Origin of the sequence: Bacillus aerolatus, assembly GCF_009183655.1 — a bacterium.
Lineage (GTDB): Bacteria > Bacillota > Bacilli > Bacillales > Domibacillaceae > Pseudobacillus > Pseudobacillus aerolatus.
In genome coordinates, this window is the sequence record NZ_WEIO01000001.1 from 488,988 (window position 1) to 505,860 (window position 16,873).

Annotated in this window: 21 protein-coding genes; 18 read left to right on the forward strand and 3 right to left on the reverse strand. The window is 37.2% G+C overall.

Annotated features, from left to right (window positions below; translation table 11 throughout):
* Positions 1-143 precede the first annotated feature (143 nt).
* Both F9802_RS02635 and F9802_RS02640 read left to right on the forward strand, forming a co-directional pair.
* Positions 144-1,799, forward strand: coding sequence for an amidohydrolase (locus F9802_RS02635; RefSeq protein ID WP_152149570.1), 1,656 nt, complete (start codon positions 144-146; stop codon positions 1,797-1,799).
* Between the two features lie 104 nt (positions 1,800-1,903).
* Positions 1,904-3,019 carry an MFS transporter gene (locus F9802_RS02640; RefSeq protein ID WP_152149571.1) on the forward strand — a complete coding sequence of 372 codons (1,116 nt, stop codon included), beginning with the start codon at positions 1,904-1,906 and terminating at the stop codon, positions 3,017-3,019.
* 280 nt (positions 3,020-3,299) lie between these two features.
* Here the strand turns inward: F9802_RS02640 and F9802_RS02645 are convergent, their stop codons facing one another.
* Entirely contained in the window at positions 3,300-3,503 is a 204-nt protein-coding gene (locus F9802_RS02645; protein ID WP_225435150.1) for a cupin domain-containing protein, read from the reverse strand.
* Positions 3,504-3,690: 187 nt separating this feature from the next.
* Here F9802_RS02645 and F9802_RS02650 point away from each other — a divergent pair, with 187 nt between their 5' ends.
* The 12 genes from F9802_RS02650 to F9802_RS02705 all read left to right on the forward strand — a co-directional run bounded on the left by F9802_RS02650 (position 3,691) and on the right by F9802_RS02705 (position 12,561).
* The gene (locus F9802_RS02650) at positions 3,691-4,167 is read left to right on the forward strand and encodes a DUF2975 domain-containing protein (protein ID WP_152149572.1); all 477 of its coding nucleotides are present in this window, start codon (positions 3,691-3,693) and stop codon (positions 4,165-4,167) included.
* Positions 4,168-4,177: 10 nt separating this feature from the next.
* Entirely contained in the window at positions 4,178-4,399 is a 222-nt protein-coding gene (locus F9802_RS02655; RefSeq protein ID WP_152149573.1) for a helix-turn-helix domain-containing protein, read from the forward strand.
* Between the two features lie 18 nt (positions 4,400-4,417).
* The gene (locus F9802_RS02660; protein ID WP_152149574.1) at positions 4,418-5,209 is read left to right on the forward strand and encodes a DUF817 domain-containing protein; all 792 of its coding nucleotides are present in this window, start codon (positions 4,418-4,420) and stop codon (positions 5,207-5,209) included.
* Positions 5,210-5,666: 457 nt separating this feature from the next.
* A complete protein-coding gene (locus tag F9802_RS02665; RefSeq protein WP_152149575.1) occupies positions 5,667-6,056 on the forward strand; it encodes a GntR family transcriptional regulator in 390 nt (129 codons plus the stop codon).
* Complete coding sequence (locus tag F9802_RS02670; protein ID WP_152149576.1) at positions 6,053-6,742, forward strand: ABC transporter ATP-binding protein; 690 nt, start codon at positions 6,053-6,055, stop codon at positions 6,740-6,742. The genes F9802_RS02665 and F9802_RS02670 overlap by 4 nt, the downstream gene beginning before the upstream one ends.
* A complete protein-coding gene (locus F9802_RS02675) occupies positions 6,739-7,569 on the forward strand; it encodes a hypothetical protein (RefSeq protein WP_152149577.1) in 831 nt (276 codons plus the stop codon). The genes F9802_RS02670 and F9802_RS02675 overlap by 4 nt, the downstream gene beginning before the upstream one ends.
* Before the next feature lie 12 nt (positions 7,570-7,581).
* Positions 7,582-8,793 (forward strand): hypothetical protein, encoded by a 1,212-nt coding sequence (locus tag F9802_RS02680; protein ID WP_152149578.1) that lies wholly within the window; start codon positions 7,582-7,584, stop codon positions 8,791-8,793.
* 31 nt (positions 8,794-8,824) lie between these two features.
* Positions 8,825-9,322: an SRPBCC family protein gene (locus tag F9802_RS02685; protein ID WP_152149579.1), complete on the forward strand. Its 498-nt coding sequence runs from the start codon at positions 8,825-8,827 to the stop codon at positions 9,320-9,322.
* Positions 9,323-9,373: 51 nt separating this feature from the next.
* Positions 9,374-9,628 carry a hypothetical protein gene (locus tag F9802_RS19500; RefSeq protein ID WP_191991734.1) on the forward strand — a complete coding sequence of 85 codons (255 nt, stop codon included), beginning with the start codon at positions 9,374-9,376 and terminating at the stop codon, positions 9,626-9,628.
* Positions 9,629-10,638: 1,010 nt separating this feature from the next.
* Complete coding sequence (locus tag F9802_RS02695) at positions 10,639-11,055, forward strand: DUF4362 domain-containing protein (RefSeq protein ID WP_152149580.1); 417 nt, start codon at positions 10,639-10,641, stop codon at positions 11,053-11,055.
* Between the two features lie 253 nt (positions 11,056-11,308).
* Positions 11,309-11,761: a hypothetical protein gene (locus F9802_RS02700; RefSeq protein WP_152149581.1), complete on the forward strand. Its 453-nt coding sequence runs from the start codon at positions 11,309-11,311 to the stop codon at positions 11,759-11,761.
* Positions 11,762-11,868: 107 nt separating this feature from the next.
* Positions 11,869-12,561, forward strand: coding sequence for a hypothetical protein (locus F9802_RS02705; RefSeq protein WP_152149582.1), 693 nt, complete (start codon positions 11,869-11,871; stop codon positions 12,559-12,561).
* A 114-nt stretch (positions 12,562-12,675) separates the two neighbouring features.
* Here F9802_RS02705 and F9802_RS19505 read toward each other — a convergent pair whose 3' ends face one another.
* Positions 12,676-13,359 carry a DUF7003 family protein gene (locus F9802_RS19505; RefSeq protein ID WP_191991735.1) on the reverse strand — a complete coding sequence of 228 codons (684 nt, stop codon included), beginning with the start codon at positions 13,357-13,359 and terminating at the stop codon, positions 12,676-12,678.
* A gap of 189 nt (positions 13,360-13,548) precedes the next feature.
* Between F9802_RS19505 and F9802_RS02715 the strand changes: the two genes are divergently transcribed.
* Together F9802_RS02715 and F9802_RS19855 are read left to right on the forward strand one after the other, a co-directional pair.
* Positions 13,549-13,968, forward strand: coding sequence for a DUF7674 family protein (locus F9802_RS02715; RefSeq protein ID WP_152149583.1), 420 nt, complete (start codon positions 13,549-13,551; stop codon positions 13,966-13,968).
* 54 nt (positions 13,969-14,022) lie between these two features.
* Entirely contained in the window at positions 14,023-14,499 is a 477-nt protein-coding gene (locus F9802_RS19855; protein WP_225435152.1) for a hypothetical protein, read from the forward strand.
* Between the two features lie 196 nt (positions 14,500-14,695).
* Here F9802_RS19855 and F9802_RS02725 read toward each other — a convergent pair whose 3' ends face one another.
* Positions 14,696-15,100 (reverse strand): hypothetical protein, encoded by a 405-nt coding sequence (locus tag F9802_RS02725; protein WP_152149584.1) that lies wholly within the window; start codon positions 15,098-15,100, stop codon positions 14,696-14,698.
* 134 nt (positions 15,101-15,234) lie between these two features.
* Between F9802_RS02725 and F9802_RS02730 the strand changes: the two genes are divergently transcribed.
* On the forward strand, positions 15,235-15,720 hold the full coding sequence (locus F9802_RS02730; protein WP_152149585.1) for a hypothetical protein: 486 nt from the start codon (positions 15,235-15,237) through the stop codon (positions 15,718-15,720).
* A 219-nt stretch (positions 15,721-15,939) separates the two neighbouring features.
* Positions 15,940-16,788 carry a TetR family transcriptional regulator gene (locus F9802_RS02735; RefSeq protein ID WP_225435154.1) on the forward strand — a complete coding sequence of 283 codons (849 nt, stop codon included), beginning with the start codon at positions 15,940-15,942 and terminating at the stop codon, positions 16,786-16,788.
* Positions 16,789-16,873: the final 85 nt, after the last annotated feature.

Here is a 16,873-nt window from a genome sequence, read left to right on the forward strand (position 1 = left end):
ATTAAACCTGAAAAAAGGCTGTTCAAACGAGAGAGTGTAAGGGAAACAGCCAAGTTCTGTGTGAAGCAGCTGTATTGTCAATGGCCGTATTTGTAAGATCGAGTGAACTGGGCTCAAATCCATATAAGAAATGGGGATTGTAAATGAGTAAAGCAAATCTTTTATTTAAGAACGCGAATGTGCTGACCTTGGATAGCCACAATCGTTGCGCCGGTTCTGTAGCTGTGGCAAACGGCAGGATTGTCGGCATTTGGAAGGAACGGGAGCCGTCTAAAAGCGACCTTGAAATAACAGCCCAGACAAATGTTGTTGATTTAAAGGGAGCGACACTGATACCGGGTTTTATTGATACTCATAATCATATTTTGGCATACGGCCAAATGAAAGGACAGCTAAACTGCGGTACGCCTCCTAATCAATCGATCAAGGATATAATAGAGGCTATCAGGGCGAGAGCGAAAGAAATACCGCATGGACAATGGATTCAAGGCTATGGTTATGATGACACTTTGCTTCATGAAAAGCGCCATCTGACACGAACGGATTTGGATGAAGCGGCTCCCCATAACCCTGTTCTTATTATGCATACTTCTGGCCATCTGGCTGCAGCTAACTCGCTGGCTTTGCGAATGGGAGGTTTAGCGGACGATGCTTCTGATCCGCAGGGCGGCCATTACGGGCGGGATGAGAAGGGGCGCCTGAACGGGGTGCTGTATGAATCTGCTGCGATGCATCCGGTGATGAACGAGACGCCTAAACTGACAGTAGAAGATATGACAGGTTTTCTGCGTGAGGCTGCAAAGGATTACGTGGCACAAGGAATTACGACAAATTCGGATGCCGCGATTTTTGGTCTTGATGATTTAGCTGCACACTTGAAAGCAGCGGAAGAAGACATTAATCCTATACGGACACAGCTAATGATTATGCATCACCTTCTTCGTGAAGGAGGAGCGTTTGGTGGATATACGGCGGCTCAATTGGATAAAGAAATTCAGGAGCGGTCCGGCGGCATGGCTAAACTCGACAGTGCAAAAATGTTTCAGGACGGTTCAATCCAAGGGCTGACTGGGGCACTGCGAAAGCCGTACTATCAAAATTCCGATGTTTACGGTGATCTAATTCACTCGCAGAAAGTGTTCAATGAGGAGGTGGCAGATCTTCATCAGCGTGGCTTCCGAATTGCTACCCATGGAAATGGCGATCGTGCTATCGGATCGATATTAGAAGCATATGAGTATGCTCTAGGGAAACATAAACGCAGCGATCACCGCCACCGCATTGAGCATGTACAAGCAGCTACACATGAGGATATAGCAAGAATGAAAGCGCTTAAAGTAGCCGGTTCGTTTTTTATCAATCATGTCTATTATTGGGGAGACCGGCATGAAAAAATCTTTTTAGGACCAGAACGAGCAAGGCGCATTAGTCCGCTTGCTGATGCGGTAAAGTCGGATCTGCTGTTTACTCTCCATTCCGATTGTCCGATTACACCAATTTCCCCATTGTTTTCTGTATGGGCAGCCGTTAACCGCCTGACCAAGGAAGGGCGAGTTCTTGGTCCTGAGCAACGTATTGATGTTATAACTGCATTGAAGTCAATGACAATTTATGGGGCGAAGCTCAATTTTTCTGAAGGTGTATCAGGCAGTATTGAAGTGGGGAAACAGGCTGATTTTGCCGTTTTAGAGGCAGACCCTACAACAGTCAAACATGAAGAGATTAAAGACATTGCCGTTCTCGCTACCTATATTGGCGGAGAGCCGGTCTATGGACATGAAACGATAAAAACTTCTTAAGTTTAGAGCACACACAGAAGTTGATGACCTTGTCGAAGATGTGACATTGAATGTCCGGCATACTGGAGTTATTCATGGGCCAATAAACTTTAGGAGGAATCCATTTGAACGGATCCACATATGGTCTTAATCCAAAAATGATTGTATTTTTACTATTTATGGGGAACTTGATTTCCGGATTGGATCGGTTTCTTATTAACTACGGGATTGTACACATATCAAAAGACCTGCAGTTGAATGCCTCTTCAACGGGACTGATCTTAAGCATCTTTTTCTTAGGCTATGCGTTTATGCAAATTCCCGGCGGGTGGCTAGCGGACCGGTTCGGTGCCCGGTTAGTGCTCTTTATCTCTATTATTGGCTTTTCCATCTTCACCGGCTTAACTGGTTTAGCATGGTCTCTGGCTTCATTAATCGCTGTTCGCTTTATTTTCGGGCTGGCGGAAGGAAGCTTTTTCCCGGCCGGAGCCAAATTGATTTCTGTCACTATTCCTCAAGAAAAACGTTCCCGGGCTATGTCTTTCTATCTTTCTGCACTTACGGTTGCTGGTGTGGCTGCTCCTTTGCTGGCAACAACGATGCTTCTTCAAATCGGCTGGCGGATGATGTTCGTCGTTATTGGTGTATGCGGGTCTTTAGTCGGTTTATTGTATTGGTTCTACTTAAAACCGAAGAAAGAGCAGCAACGCCAAGAGAGCGAACAACCGCTTGTTGAGCAGTCTGCACCTCCGGCTAAAGGAGCATTTAAAGTATTGTTAAAAACACCAATAGTATGGAGTTTAATGATCGCCTCTTTTGCATATGGTTTCATTAGCTGGGGAACAGCCTCTTGGATGCCGACTTACTTAGTGAATGAACGCGGTCTTGATCTACAAGTCTTAGGTGTGCTGCAAATGATTCCTGCCGTAACAGGCTTTGCTTTCTTCCTCTTAGCCGGTTATATATTGGATAAAGTGAAATCCGGCAATGAAAAATGGCTTGGGGCCGCCAGCGGAATCGGAATCGCGTGTATGGTTTATTTAATGTTTAATGCTCAAACAATTACGGGTGTAGTCATCTATCAATCTCTATTGCCAATGTTTGCAGCAGTCCTGTCGGTTATTATTTTCAGCTTGCCAATCAAACAGCTGCCGGAAGCTGTTGGCGGATCAGCTGTCGGAATGATTAATTTAGGTATGCAAATTCGGGATTCGTCGCTCCGTTATCTATCGGCTTCATGATTGACCTTTTTAACGGATCATACAGTGGAGTTGTTTGGCTGCTTGTTGCATTCGGCATCGTTTGCTGTCTCGCTTTTCTTAAACTTAATTCAAGGAAAGAGAACGCACCTGACGAAACAGTCGAAACGGGCATTCCGGCAAGCCGATAAAGTAAATTTCAGAAATGAAAGAGGAGAATGGATAGTTAATCATTCTCCTTTTTTATTTAAAAATACTCTTCATTCAACAAAATGGCAGCTAGCTCAGTTCCGTTTTTTTCTGCATTACACCACTCGCCCAGTCATGACCCGGATGGATAAAGCTGTTTCTTGTGAGAGGTTAAAAAAACGATGGAGATTGTACTTTTAAAACGAATCGAGTCGCCTTCGCTTAAAACATATTCTGTATCCCCTAATGCGATTGTCATTTGTCCTTTCAAAATAAAAACGCATTCTTCACCTGAACGCTCTACAGAAAATCGTATTAAACTGAGGGAGTTGAACAAGTTATAAATTGAATAGTTTAAAGTTATGGAGCATTCTGTGTAACGAGGAATGCTTTTTATCTTTGTCTAAAATTAAAGGGATATTTCCATAACAATAAAAGTATAATTAGAATCAGTAATTATTTATTGCAAAACGATAAATGTTGTGTTAAATTCAAACTGACAATAAATAAGTGAGGTGCTTTTTATGAAACGAGGGTCAACACTATTTTTAAGGATGGCTGTTTTTCTTATTGGAACTCCAGTTCTTGCTTTGTGTATATTTGGGTTGCCTTGGTTAGCTAATAATCCAGTAAATCCAGATTATGCCCATATACTATATCCCATTTTAATAGGTATGTATGTATCAGTAATACCGTTTTTCGTTGCATTGTATCAGGCTTTTAAACTTTTAAGCTATATTGACAAGAACCAAGCTTTCTCTGAATTGTCTGTTAAAGCTCTAAAAAATATCAAATTCTGTGCAATGACAATCAGTGGCTTGTATGTGGTAATTATGCCATTTGTTTATCTCGTAGCAGAGCTAGACGATGCACCAGGTCTCATAATAATAGGAATGGTCCCTATCTTTGCTTCAATGGTAATTGCAGTATTCGCTGCTGTTCTTCAAAGACTTTTACAAGAAGCGATTGATATAAAATCGGAAAATGACTTAATAGTCTGAGGTGAAAACAATGGCAATTATAATCAATATTGATGTGATGCTGGCTAAAAGGAAAATGAGCGTAACAGAACTCTCGGAGAGGGTTGGAATAACAATGGCTAACCTTTCTATATTGAAAAATGGAAAGGCAAAAGCGATTCGATTATCAACTTTAGAGGCGATTTGTAAGGCTTTAGAATGTCAGCCTGGAGACATTTTAGAATACAAAAGGGACGAAGACACTCAAGATTAATAAAGTGAGGCACAAATCATGAGAGCACTAAAACAACTCGTTCGTTTTGGTTGGGAGCAGGCCCTATCATGTTTGTTTCCTGTCGTTATTTTTGCCTCTTTGGCTTTTACACAAATCATGCCACTTCCCTTTCTGCCACGATATGACTGGCTGCTCATCATCTGCCTTCTCATGCAGTGGTGGATGGCGCGTTCTGGGCTTGAAACACGGGATGAACTAAAAGTTATCACATTGTTTCACCTTATTGGACTTGCTCTTGAACTTTTCAAGGTACATATGGGCTCCTGGTCTTATCCAGAGGAAGGATATTTCAAGATTTTTGGAGTGCCTTTGTATAGCGGATTCATGTACGCAAGTGTAGCGAGTTATCTTTGCCAGGCGTGGAGGAGGCTTAAGGTTGAACTAGTTAAGTGGCCGCCGTTTTTGGTAGTTGTCCCTCTTGCAGCTGCGATTTATTTGAATTTTTTCACCCACCATTATTGGATTGACGTCCGCTTTTGGTTATCTGGACTTGTCATTATCGTCTTTTGGCAATCATGGGTCACATACGAGGTTGATGGAACTCGTTACCGCATGCCACTCGCACTTTCTTTTGTGCTCATCGGATTTTTTATATGGGTAGCCGAAAATATCGCAACGTTCTTTGGAGCTTGGGAATATCCAAACCAAACCGATGCATGGAGTCTCGTTCATCTAGGAAAGGTGAGTTCATGGCTCTTATTAGTGATTGTTAGCTTTCTTATAGTAGCGACGTTAAAGCAGGTTAAGGGAAAAAGTTCCACTAGGATAGATACTAGTCAATTTTTATAACTGTTAAGAACCTTCTTTAAAAAAGTCGAATCCTTAGCATAGTAAGGAATTCGACTTTTTTAGGTTGAAGTTCTCCTAGCGTACAAAATTCCGAAACGATAGTAGTACTCCTAATATAAATAAGAAAAAGATGAACAAAGAGAAAGGACAAAAGGAATAGAGCTATTAACTAAACGTATTGAATATAGGTTAACATGAAAGGTGTATTAAGTATATAATACACCTCGATGAGCTTATTGACTGTTTAATACATTTTTTACGGATAGTGTATTAAAAGCTTAATACATAAAGTTGATTAGCCAGTGCAATGGCTGCATGTTTTATCGGTACTAACGGCAACAGTTTATTGGGTAGTTCTGTATCAATATATTAATACACTGTACATAGCCCATGATTATGCTTCATCTGTATTAATTAGTTAATACACAAAAATATGATTTTCCGGGAGTTGGGTCGATTGAATGTAAAGTTTAATAATCGGGATCCGGTTTATGTGCAGGTCATCCGGCTTTTTAAAGAACAAATCGCCAGGGGCTATTTTGAACCGGGCCAGGAGATTCCATCAAGAAGGGAACTGGCCAATCAGCTGAAGATTAATCCCAATACCGCACAACGAGCTTATAAGGAAATGGAGGAACAAGGATTGGTTTTTACCGAGGGGAATATGCCGAGCCGCATTACGAAAGATGAAGCGGTCCTTAAAAGGGTTCGTGAGGAATTGATCGTCGAAGCGGTTGAGAATTTTATCGGTTCCATCAAAACCATCAACGTGCCACTTTCCGAAGTGTTAGAACTGGTTAAGGAAAAGTATGATACCGAAAGCGGAGAAGAGGAGGGATCAGAATGATTGAAGTAAAAAATGTCAAGAAAAAATACGGCAGGAAACAGGTTTTAAAAGGTGTTTCCTTTACTGCTGAAAAAGGTGAAATCACTTGCCTGATCGGTATAAACGGGGTCGGGAAGACGACAATCATGAAAGCCATCATGGCGCTCACTCCGATTGATAGCGGTGAAATTTTGATTGACGGTGAAAAAATCCGGAAGGAAAGCTTTGAAAAAATCACCTTTATTCCCGATGCCATCACGATGTTGCCGCAAATGAAGATTGTCGATGCCTTCACGTTCATGGCGGACTTTTATAAAAGCTGGAATCCGGAAAGGGCAAAGGAACTTCTGCAATTTTTCAAGCTGGATGCTTCAGAACGGATTTCCGATTTATCAAAGGGAAATACGGCTAAAGTCAATCTGCTATTAGGTTTGGCACTGGATGTGGATTACTTACTGATGGATGAACCATTCTCCGGAATCGATATTTTTACCCGTGAACAGATTGCGGATGTGTTTACGAGCCATTTGATTGAAGACCGCGGCGTGGTTATCACAACTCATGAAATTAATGATATTGAACACTTGATTGATAGAGCAGTGCTCATTGATAACGGTGAAGTTTTAAAGGAATTTAGCGTAGAAGAAGTACGTGAGAATGAAGGGAAATCGGTCGTCGATGTGATGCGGGAGGTGTACCAAGGATGAAAAGTTATTTAAAACTCGTTAATTTTGAAGTGAATCGATTTTTCAAAATGTACTTGATCTTAATTGGGATCACAATTCTTTCTCAAATCATTGGTTCATTTGCTGTCTCAAAAAGATATATGAATGAGGCAAATCGGATGATTTATGAAAATCTAATGCCGAAGAGCCAATTCATTGAGCAATTCGGGGGCTTGTCCTTTTCCAAAATCGTTTTTTCTGGATGGTTTATGCTGCCAATCGTGCTTTGTAGCGCAACTTTGATGATTTATGTTTTCTTTATTTGGTATCGGGACTGGTTTGGAAAAAATACGTTCATTTACAGATTGTTAATGTTGCCGGTCGAACGGATTAATATATATTTCGCAAAACTGACGGCTATCATGTTTTTTGTACTTGGGTTTATTGCCTTGCAAATCTTATTGATTCCAATCGAAATGCACATATTAAAAAGTATTGTGCCTGCCGACTTTCGGACGGATTTGCCATTTCATGAAATTTTTAATCTAAGTTTAATGGTCTGGCTTTATCCGAACACAATTATTGAATTTATCCTTATTTATGGAATCGGACTGATTTTTGTATCGGTCGTATTCACCGCCATTTTATTGGAGCGGAGTTACCGTTTAAAAGGAGTCTTCCTCGCAAGCGTTTATGGAATTCTTTCGTTCATTGTCTTTTTTGCGCCGGCATCATTGGATATCTTTTTTGCAAGGGGCTATTTTTACCCGATCGAAATCTTTGTAATGGAACTGGTGACAGGTGTCATCGTTTTAGTAAGTGCAATTTGGATAGCTAATCATTTGCTAAAATATAAAATCAAGGTCTGAGGGGGGATCACATTGAAAAAATATTGGAAAACCATATTGATCAGTTTAGTTATAATTATTACAATCGGTGCTTTCTATATCCAGGCAGCAATGGCTGCTGACACCAAATTGTCCTTTAGAATAGAAACCATCAGCGGCAATGAGGAAGAAATAGAAAATATTATCTTACAAGTGGCCTATAAGAATGGTGATATTAATCGTTGGCTGGATATTTCAAAGGATGGTACGACTGATATGATGAATCAGTCTAATATTAAAGCATTGATAAATGTAAATACTTATGGGACTTCGATGTTTCAAAAATTAATTGAAGAACACCGTAATTTTATGCGCGGCAAAGAATTGAACCCAAGTCATTATTTTGAAGACCGAGAACGTTTGATTTACACTAGCATTCCGGATAATGGACGAAAAGTGATCCAGGGAAGTCCCTTAACCTTTAAGATTGATATTCTCGATAAAAAAACAAATGAACGTTCATCTTTTGAAATCAATACGCCAGTTCAAGCCAGCTACAACTGGATGAACGTGAATGATATATACGCAGAAGATGGGAAAATAAAAACCCTCCTAACCGGCTCTCTTATTAATGGCGAAGAGGAACTTCGCATTTATACGGTCGATGAAAATAATAAAGAATTCGAAAACGATTCAATCATTGCAAAAGCAGAGCCGGAAGAGGGAATCATGTCCAGTATCCGTATATTTAATGATTCCGATATACTTCAAACCGAAAACTATTATTTATATATGGTAGGCAAATATAAGGATCAAATGGATGTCGATGCATATACTGAGCCCGAACTCATCTCCAGCCAAATGTATCTTTATAACAACATCACCAAGCAAGTGGAGGAATGGACGGTTCCTAATGAATTAAAACCATATATTGACTTGATGGCCATTCATGGGGCTGATATATTCATTCCTGTTCCTTCAGACACCGGTTTGGAGATGAACCGTTATAATATTGAAAAGGAACAATGGGAAAATCCTTTAAACTTTAGTTTTGCGAACTCTGCCAATGATGAAGACAGCCCGTTTTTCCAGCTTAAAAATGGTAAACTGTATATGGTGAATCGTGTTTCTGACGGCCATTCGATCTTTATCCGTGATTTACGCACAGGGAAATCGTTATATGAAGGTAAAATCATCGGTGAAAACAATGAAAACCTGGGTCCGGACTTCGAGCTTTATATCAATCAACTATATAGAACCATTTAAAGAAAACTAAATGACATAAAGGAGCATTATAATGAACGACTATTCAACAGTCACTTTAACAATGACAAGAAATTTTGATGTAGCATCTGAAAGGGTTTTTGATGCATGGCTGAACCCTGAGATGATGAGAAAATGGTTCTTTACATTGGAAGGGACAAATAAGGTGACACAAAATAATCCGCAAGTAGGAGGTACTTGGGAAATTATTGATCATCGAGATGGAAAAGATTATCGAGCGATTGGAGAGTACCTTGAAATTGACCCTCCAAAAAAATTAGTGTTTACCTTTAAAATGCCACAGTTTAGCGAATCAGAAGATACCATTACAGTTGAGCTAAAAGAAATACAACAAGGCTGTGAAATGACATTTTCACAAAATATCATCGTTCCACACGAAGAAAATTGGACAAAATCTGATATCGAAAAAGCTCTTGGAGAGTATCACGATGGATCTGAACACGGCTGGAATTTAATGTTTATGGGGCTTAAGGAATTAGTTGAGAAAGGAAAAATTAGCTATAAAGGCTAAAAATCGTTTGAGTAATCAAAAGTTGTATCAATTTGTATAGGAGTTGATGAAATGGATGCAAAAGTTCAAGGTTACTTTGATGATTTAGAATCAAAAGACAAAGGAATCCAGTATGAAGCTTATAAGAATATATTAACCGTTACAAAAAAAGAAGTAGACTGGGCATATGAAGTTTGGGATCAATTATTACAAGATCTAACCAACCGTGCTATTGGAAAAGTCTGGATTCGCAAATATAACCAGGTTTTATTCTACTGGACTTTTTGCGGGATGGATTTGCCATGCGGAATGATTTATCGCAGATAGCAATTGATGAGACACCTCTAATTCAAGGGTTGTCTACTTTGTGCAGCAACATAGGAGATATTAGAACATAAAACACCTCTTAATAATTGTACCATGAGAACTTTTTGTTCCTTTGCTATAAGCAATAGAGGTTGTTAAGTAAGTTATTTTGAACTTGTGAAATTTTGTACGTAAACGATCGGGTGCTGTAATTCAATAAGCAGCTAAAAGGATCTTCCAATTGGAGATCCTTTTTCGTTACCGATAAATCTGATTATGTTGTGTTTGTTGAAAGACAGCCCAAAGAATTCGTGAATTCTTTGGGCTGTCTAATTTCAATATAGAAGATCGCATTAATAAAAAATGCGTGCACAGAAAAAATTAACTGTTCTAGTATTTCGTGTTAAGGTCAAGTTAAGAGAGATATTAGAAATTGAAAAGCATGGCAAAGGAGAAGTAGAGAAAAAAAGAAAAACTACTGAGGAGATTTATTGTGCGATTATTTTTAGGCTCTGTGTTTGGAATGATTTTATACTATTGTATTCTTTCTTACGTGTTTTTTTTCAGGCAAGGAAAGGCGGTGGGAGGAATCTCAAGGTCAACCCATCGATGTAAGGTGGGATAAAAATACGGCCTTTGTTGACAGCTACATTCCATTCTTCGCATGTCCTCTTCTTATCATTATCCTATGGGGATATGCTTTCTGGCTGAGCAATACTAAAACGAGGGGGGAAAGAATAGGGCTTTTAATTAGCATTATTCCAGTTGGAGTTGGTTACTTAATCTTCTTCTTTTTTATTTCGATGCAAGGATATCAGCCATAATAAGTTAACCAGTATAAATTGTATAAAGACATACGGTAAAATATAAAATTTATCTTCCTAATGTAACGCAGCATAATAGTTATTTTGTTGTCTTGAAAACGCCTCAGACCTTTAAAGATCTAAGGCGTTTTCGATACAGGCGATTTAAATTTTTAAATTATTGGCTTTTTGGGAAAAACAAGACTTATAAAAATAAGAGGTGCTTAAATGAAACGTATTTTGTTTGGAATAATACTTTCTTTTTTTATTATTGCAGGTTGCCAGTCTAACGATAGTGCTACTCAGTCTAATGACAATGCTATTGCAGAAGTAGTGAATAAACATGACGATATTCAGAACTTAGAAGCTCTCAATACGTTTATGAAACGGGCAAAAATCAACAAGGACGATGTTGTAAATTATATTGAGTACGGTGTAGAAGGGCAACGCGGGGTAATGACCCTAACATCTAAAAAGAACAATATTCATGTTTCCAGCAGTGTTGATGAGAAATTTGTAGAGAAATACAGTTGTGAAGACATAGCAATGGAAACAGAAAATGGCGCCGATAATTATGTTCTCAAGCAATGTACAGGAGATTTCAAAGGTACAAGAGATCTTTCCTTTCTGACAGTTTCTAAATAAATTAACAAGTTCTTAATTAGAAGAGCAGTCCCAGACCACATATTATGGTCTTTTATTTATTTTAGTAATTGCTTTAATTGGGGTTGGGTGGAGTGTAAAAAAAGTAGAAAGTATTTAATTGGTTACATTTTACTCTTATTAGGAACAGGAACTTATTACTATGGTTTGTAAGTTAAAGGGCAATGGTTGTTGAATAAGGTATGTAACATTCATAAATAGTTAACGTCTAAAAGGAAAAAAAGGGGGTATTGACGTGAAAATTAAGAAGTATTTATTCGCTATATTAATGTTGTTTTTACTTATAGTAGTGGGTTGTTCAAGTGAAACCAAGGAAGAACCACCAGAAGCGATAGTAAAAATAAATGATGAAAATATTGAAACAGCTAAAGGCACTTATCAATGGGAAACAAAGGGGTTATTCTCTAATCGCACGGTTAATGCTGATGCTGCTGCACCATTTCAAATAGCTGAAGATATGAAAGCGAAAATAGTTGAACAAAGTTCAGTAGCAAATATAAAGTTTAATGATGGCTCTCAACCACAATTACACGCTTATTTGTGGGAAGAAGAAAAACGTGGTGAAGAATTACCTTTGAATCAACACCAAATAACCTTACCATCGGAAAAAGGAAAGTATGTAATTGAAATTAACGCTGTATGGTCAAATGGAGACTCATCTTATACTTTTGTCATCGAAGTACAATAATACAAGGTTTTTTATTCAACAAAACCAGCTAATAGAAGCTCATCAGGTCTTATTCAATAAATTTAATAAATTGTTCGGGGAAATTAAGCAGTATGGGAGTATTGAATTTGAAAAAGTTAAAATCAATTATTTTTTATATTCTTTCATTAATTGCCATAGTTATATTAACAATGGGGATTTATATATTGATAGTAGCAATTCAAGAAAAGTTATTTGTACCTCCAGAGTATATGATGTGGGCTTTTAAATATCCCGCTTCTAGGTTAGTGTTCATTTATGAATTGTACCTTTTTGGAGGCCTATTCTACATTTTTCATAAGGGGTTTAGGAAAACGTTGAATAGCCTTTTTAAAAAGCATAGAAAACAAATTCTCTCCACTTTCATAACGTTCAATATAGTTCTGATATACATCATAACTTCTGCTGTTACTATAATAACAAATAATAAGATTATAGATTATTCATTTCTTTCTCCACAGGGTAGGGAATATAGCTACAACGATGTGGTAAAGGTTAACACAGGAGTGTATGGCAAAAAACTATATTTACCGTTTACGCACTCAAAGGGTGATTTCTTTTACATTATAGAATTAGATGATGGTTCAAAAATCGATTTAGCTGAAGTGGGTGGAGTAAAAAATGATGAGCATGAGTATTTTATCATTGAAGAACTTGACATTCAATTTGTAAACATGGATATTCCCAAAGTGTCAAGTATGGAGAATTTTGAATACAGTACCGAACACTTAGATAAAATTTATACGGATAAAATACGAAATATATTAGAAAATACCAATTAAAGGTAATGGGCTATTCAGCTAACGGATGTTTAAGTTCAGAAAGGTCTTAAGGAAGAAAAGCCACCTTGCAAAAAGTGGCTTTTTAACATGGCATCTGTTATCGGAAATTGTAAGTTAATCCTCTTCTTGGTTTTCAAAATCACTCCATGTCCAGTTGGACCAATGAATATTTGATTTATAGGACCTTATTACACTTACATCATTTAGTTCAATTGCTTTCGCCAGACTTTGAAAGAATATGTTTTCGCTTGGTTTTTCTTCATCAGGATGTCCCCATTCCTCTGTTTGATAAAATAGCGTAGGTTTAATGTTTATGTCGATTTCATTTAACAAGTCTGGAATTCCTAACCAAAATTTTTCTTTATATTTAGAACTCAAATAACGAATGAGTTTAGTTGGGGTAAATGGCTCGGTTTTAATTCCAAGTTGTATATACTCTTCTGCTTTAGGGCTTAGCATAAGAGACTCTCCATTGACAAGAAGTTCTAGATGGAACGGATTTACAATAAAGTTGTCCTCGTCATCATACCACCATTCTTCATTAGCTAAGGATACGATATCATCTAGACTTATAATGATTCCCCTTTGCTGAGTGGCATTACTGTAAACGTAAAGGTCATTACATATGTCTTGGTTTTTATTCACGCCCACAATTTCAAATACAATTAACCATTTGTCTATATCTCGAAAAACAGATAATCTGCATTGGGCTAGATCAAAATTATAATTGTCCAGTACAGGGAAATTGAAATCTTCAGCACAATCATCTAGCATTTGAAGAATTTCCTTAGCTTTCATTTCATCCACCACTCTCCACATTAATATATAAAAGTAGTATAGCAGACTCCGCAGCAAATTTATGGCAGATTAACATCTAGCCCATTATTGAATTACCGGATGTTTTACTTGAAGTTCCGGCAGCCATCTTTGTACGACTAACAGAGCAGGTTAGTAGTGATAAAATAAACATACCGAGGTAATTTCTCTATGGAAAATCAAATTAAAAGACATGAAGTAATGGATTTATTAATTGAAGCATGTCCTTCATATAAACAACGATGGAAAGAATATGTTCAAGGGAATTATGAAGGAGGAGAAGAGTACCTATTATATTGTGATTTAGCCGATTTCGCTAATTACCTCGTTGATTTATATAGACAAAAAAAGATAGACGAATATCCGAAGTTGTTTGAGGTTATTGAACTATTGCATACCAATGGTGATGATGATGTTAAAGAAGCAGTAACCATTGGTTTATTGGAGGACATACAAACTATATCACTAAATAATAACATTAATCCTAATGTATTTAAGAATTGCTTAAAGCAAGAATCGCTGAAATGGTGGAACAGCCTTGATGACTTTTGGAATGGCAAAACTAACTATGTCGGCGGCCCTAAAAAATAGTTCTTCTTGAACTAACGGAACAGAATTCACATTGTAGGCAGGGAGGTGCGGATAATGGAAATACATAAAACTCCTTGGTATTCCATCATGATTTTAATGACGTTGGGGTTATTTCTTTTTTGGGGAGCTCTTTTGAATTTTGACGATATACTCAGCCTTAAATTTTCGGAACAAGTTTACTTTATAATTTTATGGTTTATGTTTTCGTTATTATTTTTAGGATATTCTTTTTATTTATGGAGAAAGAGAAGAGAAGGAAAGGGAATTTATTGGAACGATGAGGGAATTATCATTGACCTAAAAGAGAATAAAATTTACTGGAATGAAATTGAAGACATTAGGTTCGATAAAGGATATTTAACTGGAATAAAGTCTACTGTGATTTACCCTCATTATACAAACCACGAAAAGATAAGGATTCGCCATAAGAAAATCATGCCAACAACGGCATATTCATTAGTTTGGTTTTTTATTGAAAAGCCAAGAGAGATGCACAATCAATTAATGGAAACTTGGGAAGAGAAAAAATAGAAATTGAACTGATGTACCAATCTTCACCAAAATCTTATTGTGCTAACCGGTGCGTTAGTTGAACAAGAGATTGCATAAATGATGAAAAACGGGTACTTTGAAACCCCTTGGGCGCCAAGGGATTTTGTTATGGTTTATTTCTTGTGAAAGTGGCTATGTGAACTAGATTTGTATGTTGAAGAGCGAATGCTGTCTATTAAGATTCTCTCTTCAGGATATATCTTGGCGGAGCACCATACTCTTGTTCAGCCTCAAAATTTGGTATGCATGAAACGATAGAAGGGAAGCCATAACCTACTGCATGTTCTAGAGCAGTAAGTAAAGGTAACTCTTTACCATCAATATTATCATTAAAAGAAATGACATAACATTGCTTTCCTGCCCCATGCTTTTTTAGTAAATTGGCAATTTCCATAGGGGAGGAATTGGGTTTCGGTATTTCCATCATATATTCCTCACGAAGAGTTTTTTTGTAATCATGGTTAAGACGATGTAATGCCTTTTCTCGTCTCTTAGGAGAAAACAACTCAAATATAACCCTTTCTTGAAGTCTCTTAGCAAAAAAGGATCTTACCACTATTTCTTCTTGTTCCTTGTTCATTTAATCTCCTCCCTAGTTTATTGTCATTATATAGGATTCTTGAGTAGTATTCATTTTGTTTTAATGAGATCGGCTCATAGATGATAGCTTATAATAATATTAGAAATTTAAGAAAAAGCAGGTGAGAATCAATTATGCTAAATGGTGTAGGTGGATCGTTACTAGCTTATTCAGATTTGTTTCTCGTTCACTGTCCTAGATGTAGCAGCTGCGCCAGGATTTTTACTCCCAGTAATGCAAAAGGTCAGAATGAACCTAGATATACAGGACACGAATCCAAGCGGTTAGTATGCAGTAAATGCGGATTGACAAAAGATATACATCCAAAAAGAAGCTGGAATAATCTGTGGACATTTAACCATGAACTATTTGATGAAAAACAAGGAGTTGACTGGTATTTTGGTTTGTCTTTATATCTTCAAGCGCAATGTTGCGGGAATAACATATGGTTCTTTAACCTTGAACACCTTGACCATATAGAAGAATATATTAAAAAGCATTTAAGGCCTTCTGAATTATATTATTTAAGTATGGAGAGCAGGCTGCCAGCGTGGATGAAACGGTCAAAAAATAGAGGGGAAGTTCTTAAAGTGATAGATAAATTGAGACAAAAAGTTTAGGTTTTTATACTTGTTGAATTTATTCTTCCATTGATTGGAGTGTAATAGGACCGGATGAGTACGAAAATGGCTATTGTTCTTTTGGAGGGATAGCTGCAGAGCCTAAAATATCCGGTCTTTCTTGGATAAGTTTCAATATCACAAATAAAAAGGACTAGTGAACTTCTGATAATCGATAATTATGGTAAAAGGCAGAAAAAGAAATATGGAGGGCTTTCTTTGAGTGAATATATATATGATACTATCGTGTTTTCAAAATCAGCCGCTAACCTAGGTTCATATGAAATCATTAACGCAGATTGGAAAGATAATTATGGGCTAGTAGTAATTTTAAAAGAACAACGACAGTTTATGATACGTTTAAATAATGATAATTTCCTTATTCCAAATATTAAATTGGGTTTTCCGATGGTAAGGTGGATTGATAAGGATACAATTGTCATTGCCAATCCAAGGAATGAATCGCAAAAAGATAATGTTTTTATCTTAAATTTATCCGGAACAATTCTAAGTTCATTTAATGGTGGAGATGGGATTGAAGGTATTGAAGTGAGTAAAGAAGGTATTTGGATAAGTTATTTTGATGAAGGCGTTTTTGGAGATGGAATATCAACAGAAGGCTTAGTATTATTCAGCTTTTCTGGTAACATCATTTTCAGGTATCACTCCGACTTATTGGATAGGCCATGGATAGCTGATTGTTATGCTATTTGTAAAGGAAACGGATCGTCCATATGGTTATTCCCCTATACTGAATTTCCTTTGTTACAGGTTTTCCCTGAATCAAGAATAATAAATTCTTATAAAGTCCCCAAAAAACTACACGGTTCGAATGCTATATGCATTAGAGGGAAATATGCTTACTTTTATGATAGATATGATTCAAACGGTGAGCTTTTTTGTTGGGAAATTGGAAAGAAACAAGCCCAATTGATGGGAAAGATTGACGGGACGGCAAGAGGCTTACATAACGGCGAGAATAGCCACTTTATTTCCATTTCCGAAGAATTTATTAAATTACATAGAATAATTAATGACGATGAATATAACTATTCCTTGTTAAAATAAGCCAGCTAAAAGAAACTTTAATAAAAATCATCTTGTTTAGTATTCCATACTTGACACAAACTACGCAGGATGAAGGTTTAAAAAA

Coding starts and splice junctions, on each gene's coding strand:
- F9802_RS02670 (WP_152149576.1), top strand. CDS start 6,053: ATGATTGAAGTAAAAAATGTCAAGAAAAAATACGGCAGGAAACAGGTT.
- F9802_RS02685 (WP_152149579.1), top strand. CDS start 8,825: ATGAACGACTATTCAACAGTCACTTTAACAATGACAAGAAATTTTGAT.
- F9802_RS02660 (WP_152149574.1), top strand. CDS start 4,418: ATGAGAGCACTAAAACAACTCGTTCGTTTTGGTTGGGAGCAGGCCCTA.
- F9802_RS02650 (WP_152149572.1), top strand. CDS start 3,691: ATGAAACGAGGGTCAACACTATTTTTAAGGATGGCTGTTTTTCTTATT.
- F9802_RS19505 (WP_191991735.1), bottom strand. CDS start 13,359: ATGAAAGCTAAGGAAATTCTTCAAATGCTAGATGATTGTGCTGAAGAT.
- F9802_RS02725 (WP_152149584.1), bottom strand. CDS start 15,100: ATGAACAAGGAACAAGAAGAAATAGTGGTAAGATCCTTTTTTGCTAAG.
- F9802_RS02695 (WP_152149580.1), top strand. CDS start 10,639: ATGAAACGTATTTTGTTTGGAATAATACTTTCTTTTTTTATTATTGCA.
- F9802_RS19500 (WP_191991734.1), top strand. CDS start 9,374: ATGGATGCAAAAGTTCAAGGTTACTTTGATGATTTAGAATCAAAAGAC.
- F9802_RS02730 (WP_152149585.1), top strand. CDS start 15,235: ATGCTAAATGGTGTAGGTGGATCGTTACTAGCTTATTCAGATTTGTTT.
- F9802_RS02715 (WP_152149583.1), top strand. CDS start 13,549: ATGGAAAATCAAATTAAAAGACATGAAGTAATGGATTTATTAATTGAA.
- F9802_RS02635 (WP_152149570.1), top strand. CDS start 144: ATGAGTAAAGCAAATCTTTTATTTAAGAACGCGAATGTGCTGACCTTG.
- F9802_RS02675 (WP_152149577.1), top strand. CDS start 6,739: ATGAAAAGTTATTTAAAACTCGTTAATTTTGAAGTGAATCGATTTTTC.
- F9802_RS02655 (WP_152149573.1), top strand. CDS start 4,178: ATGGCAATTATAATCAATATTGATGTGATGCTGGCTAAAAGGAAAATG.
- F9802_RS19855 (WP_225435152.1), top strand. CDS start 14,023: ATGGAAATACATAAAACTCCTTGGTATTCCATCATGATTTTAATGACG.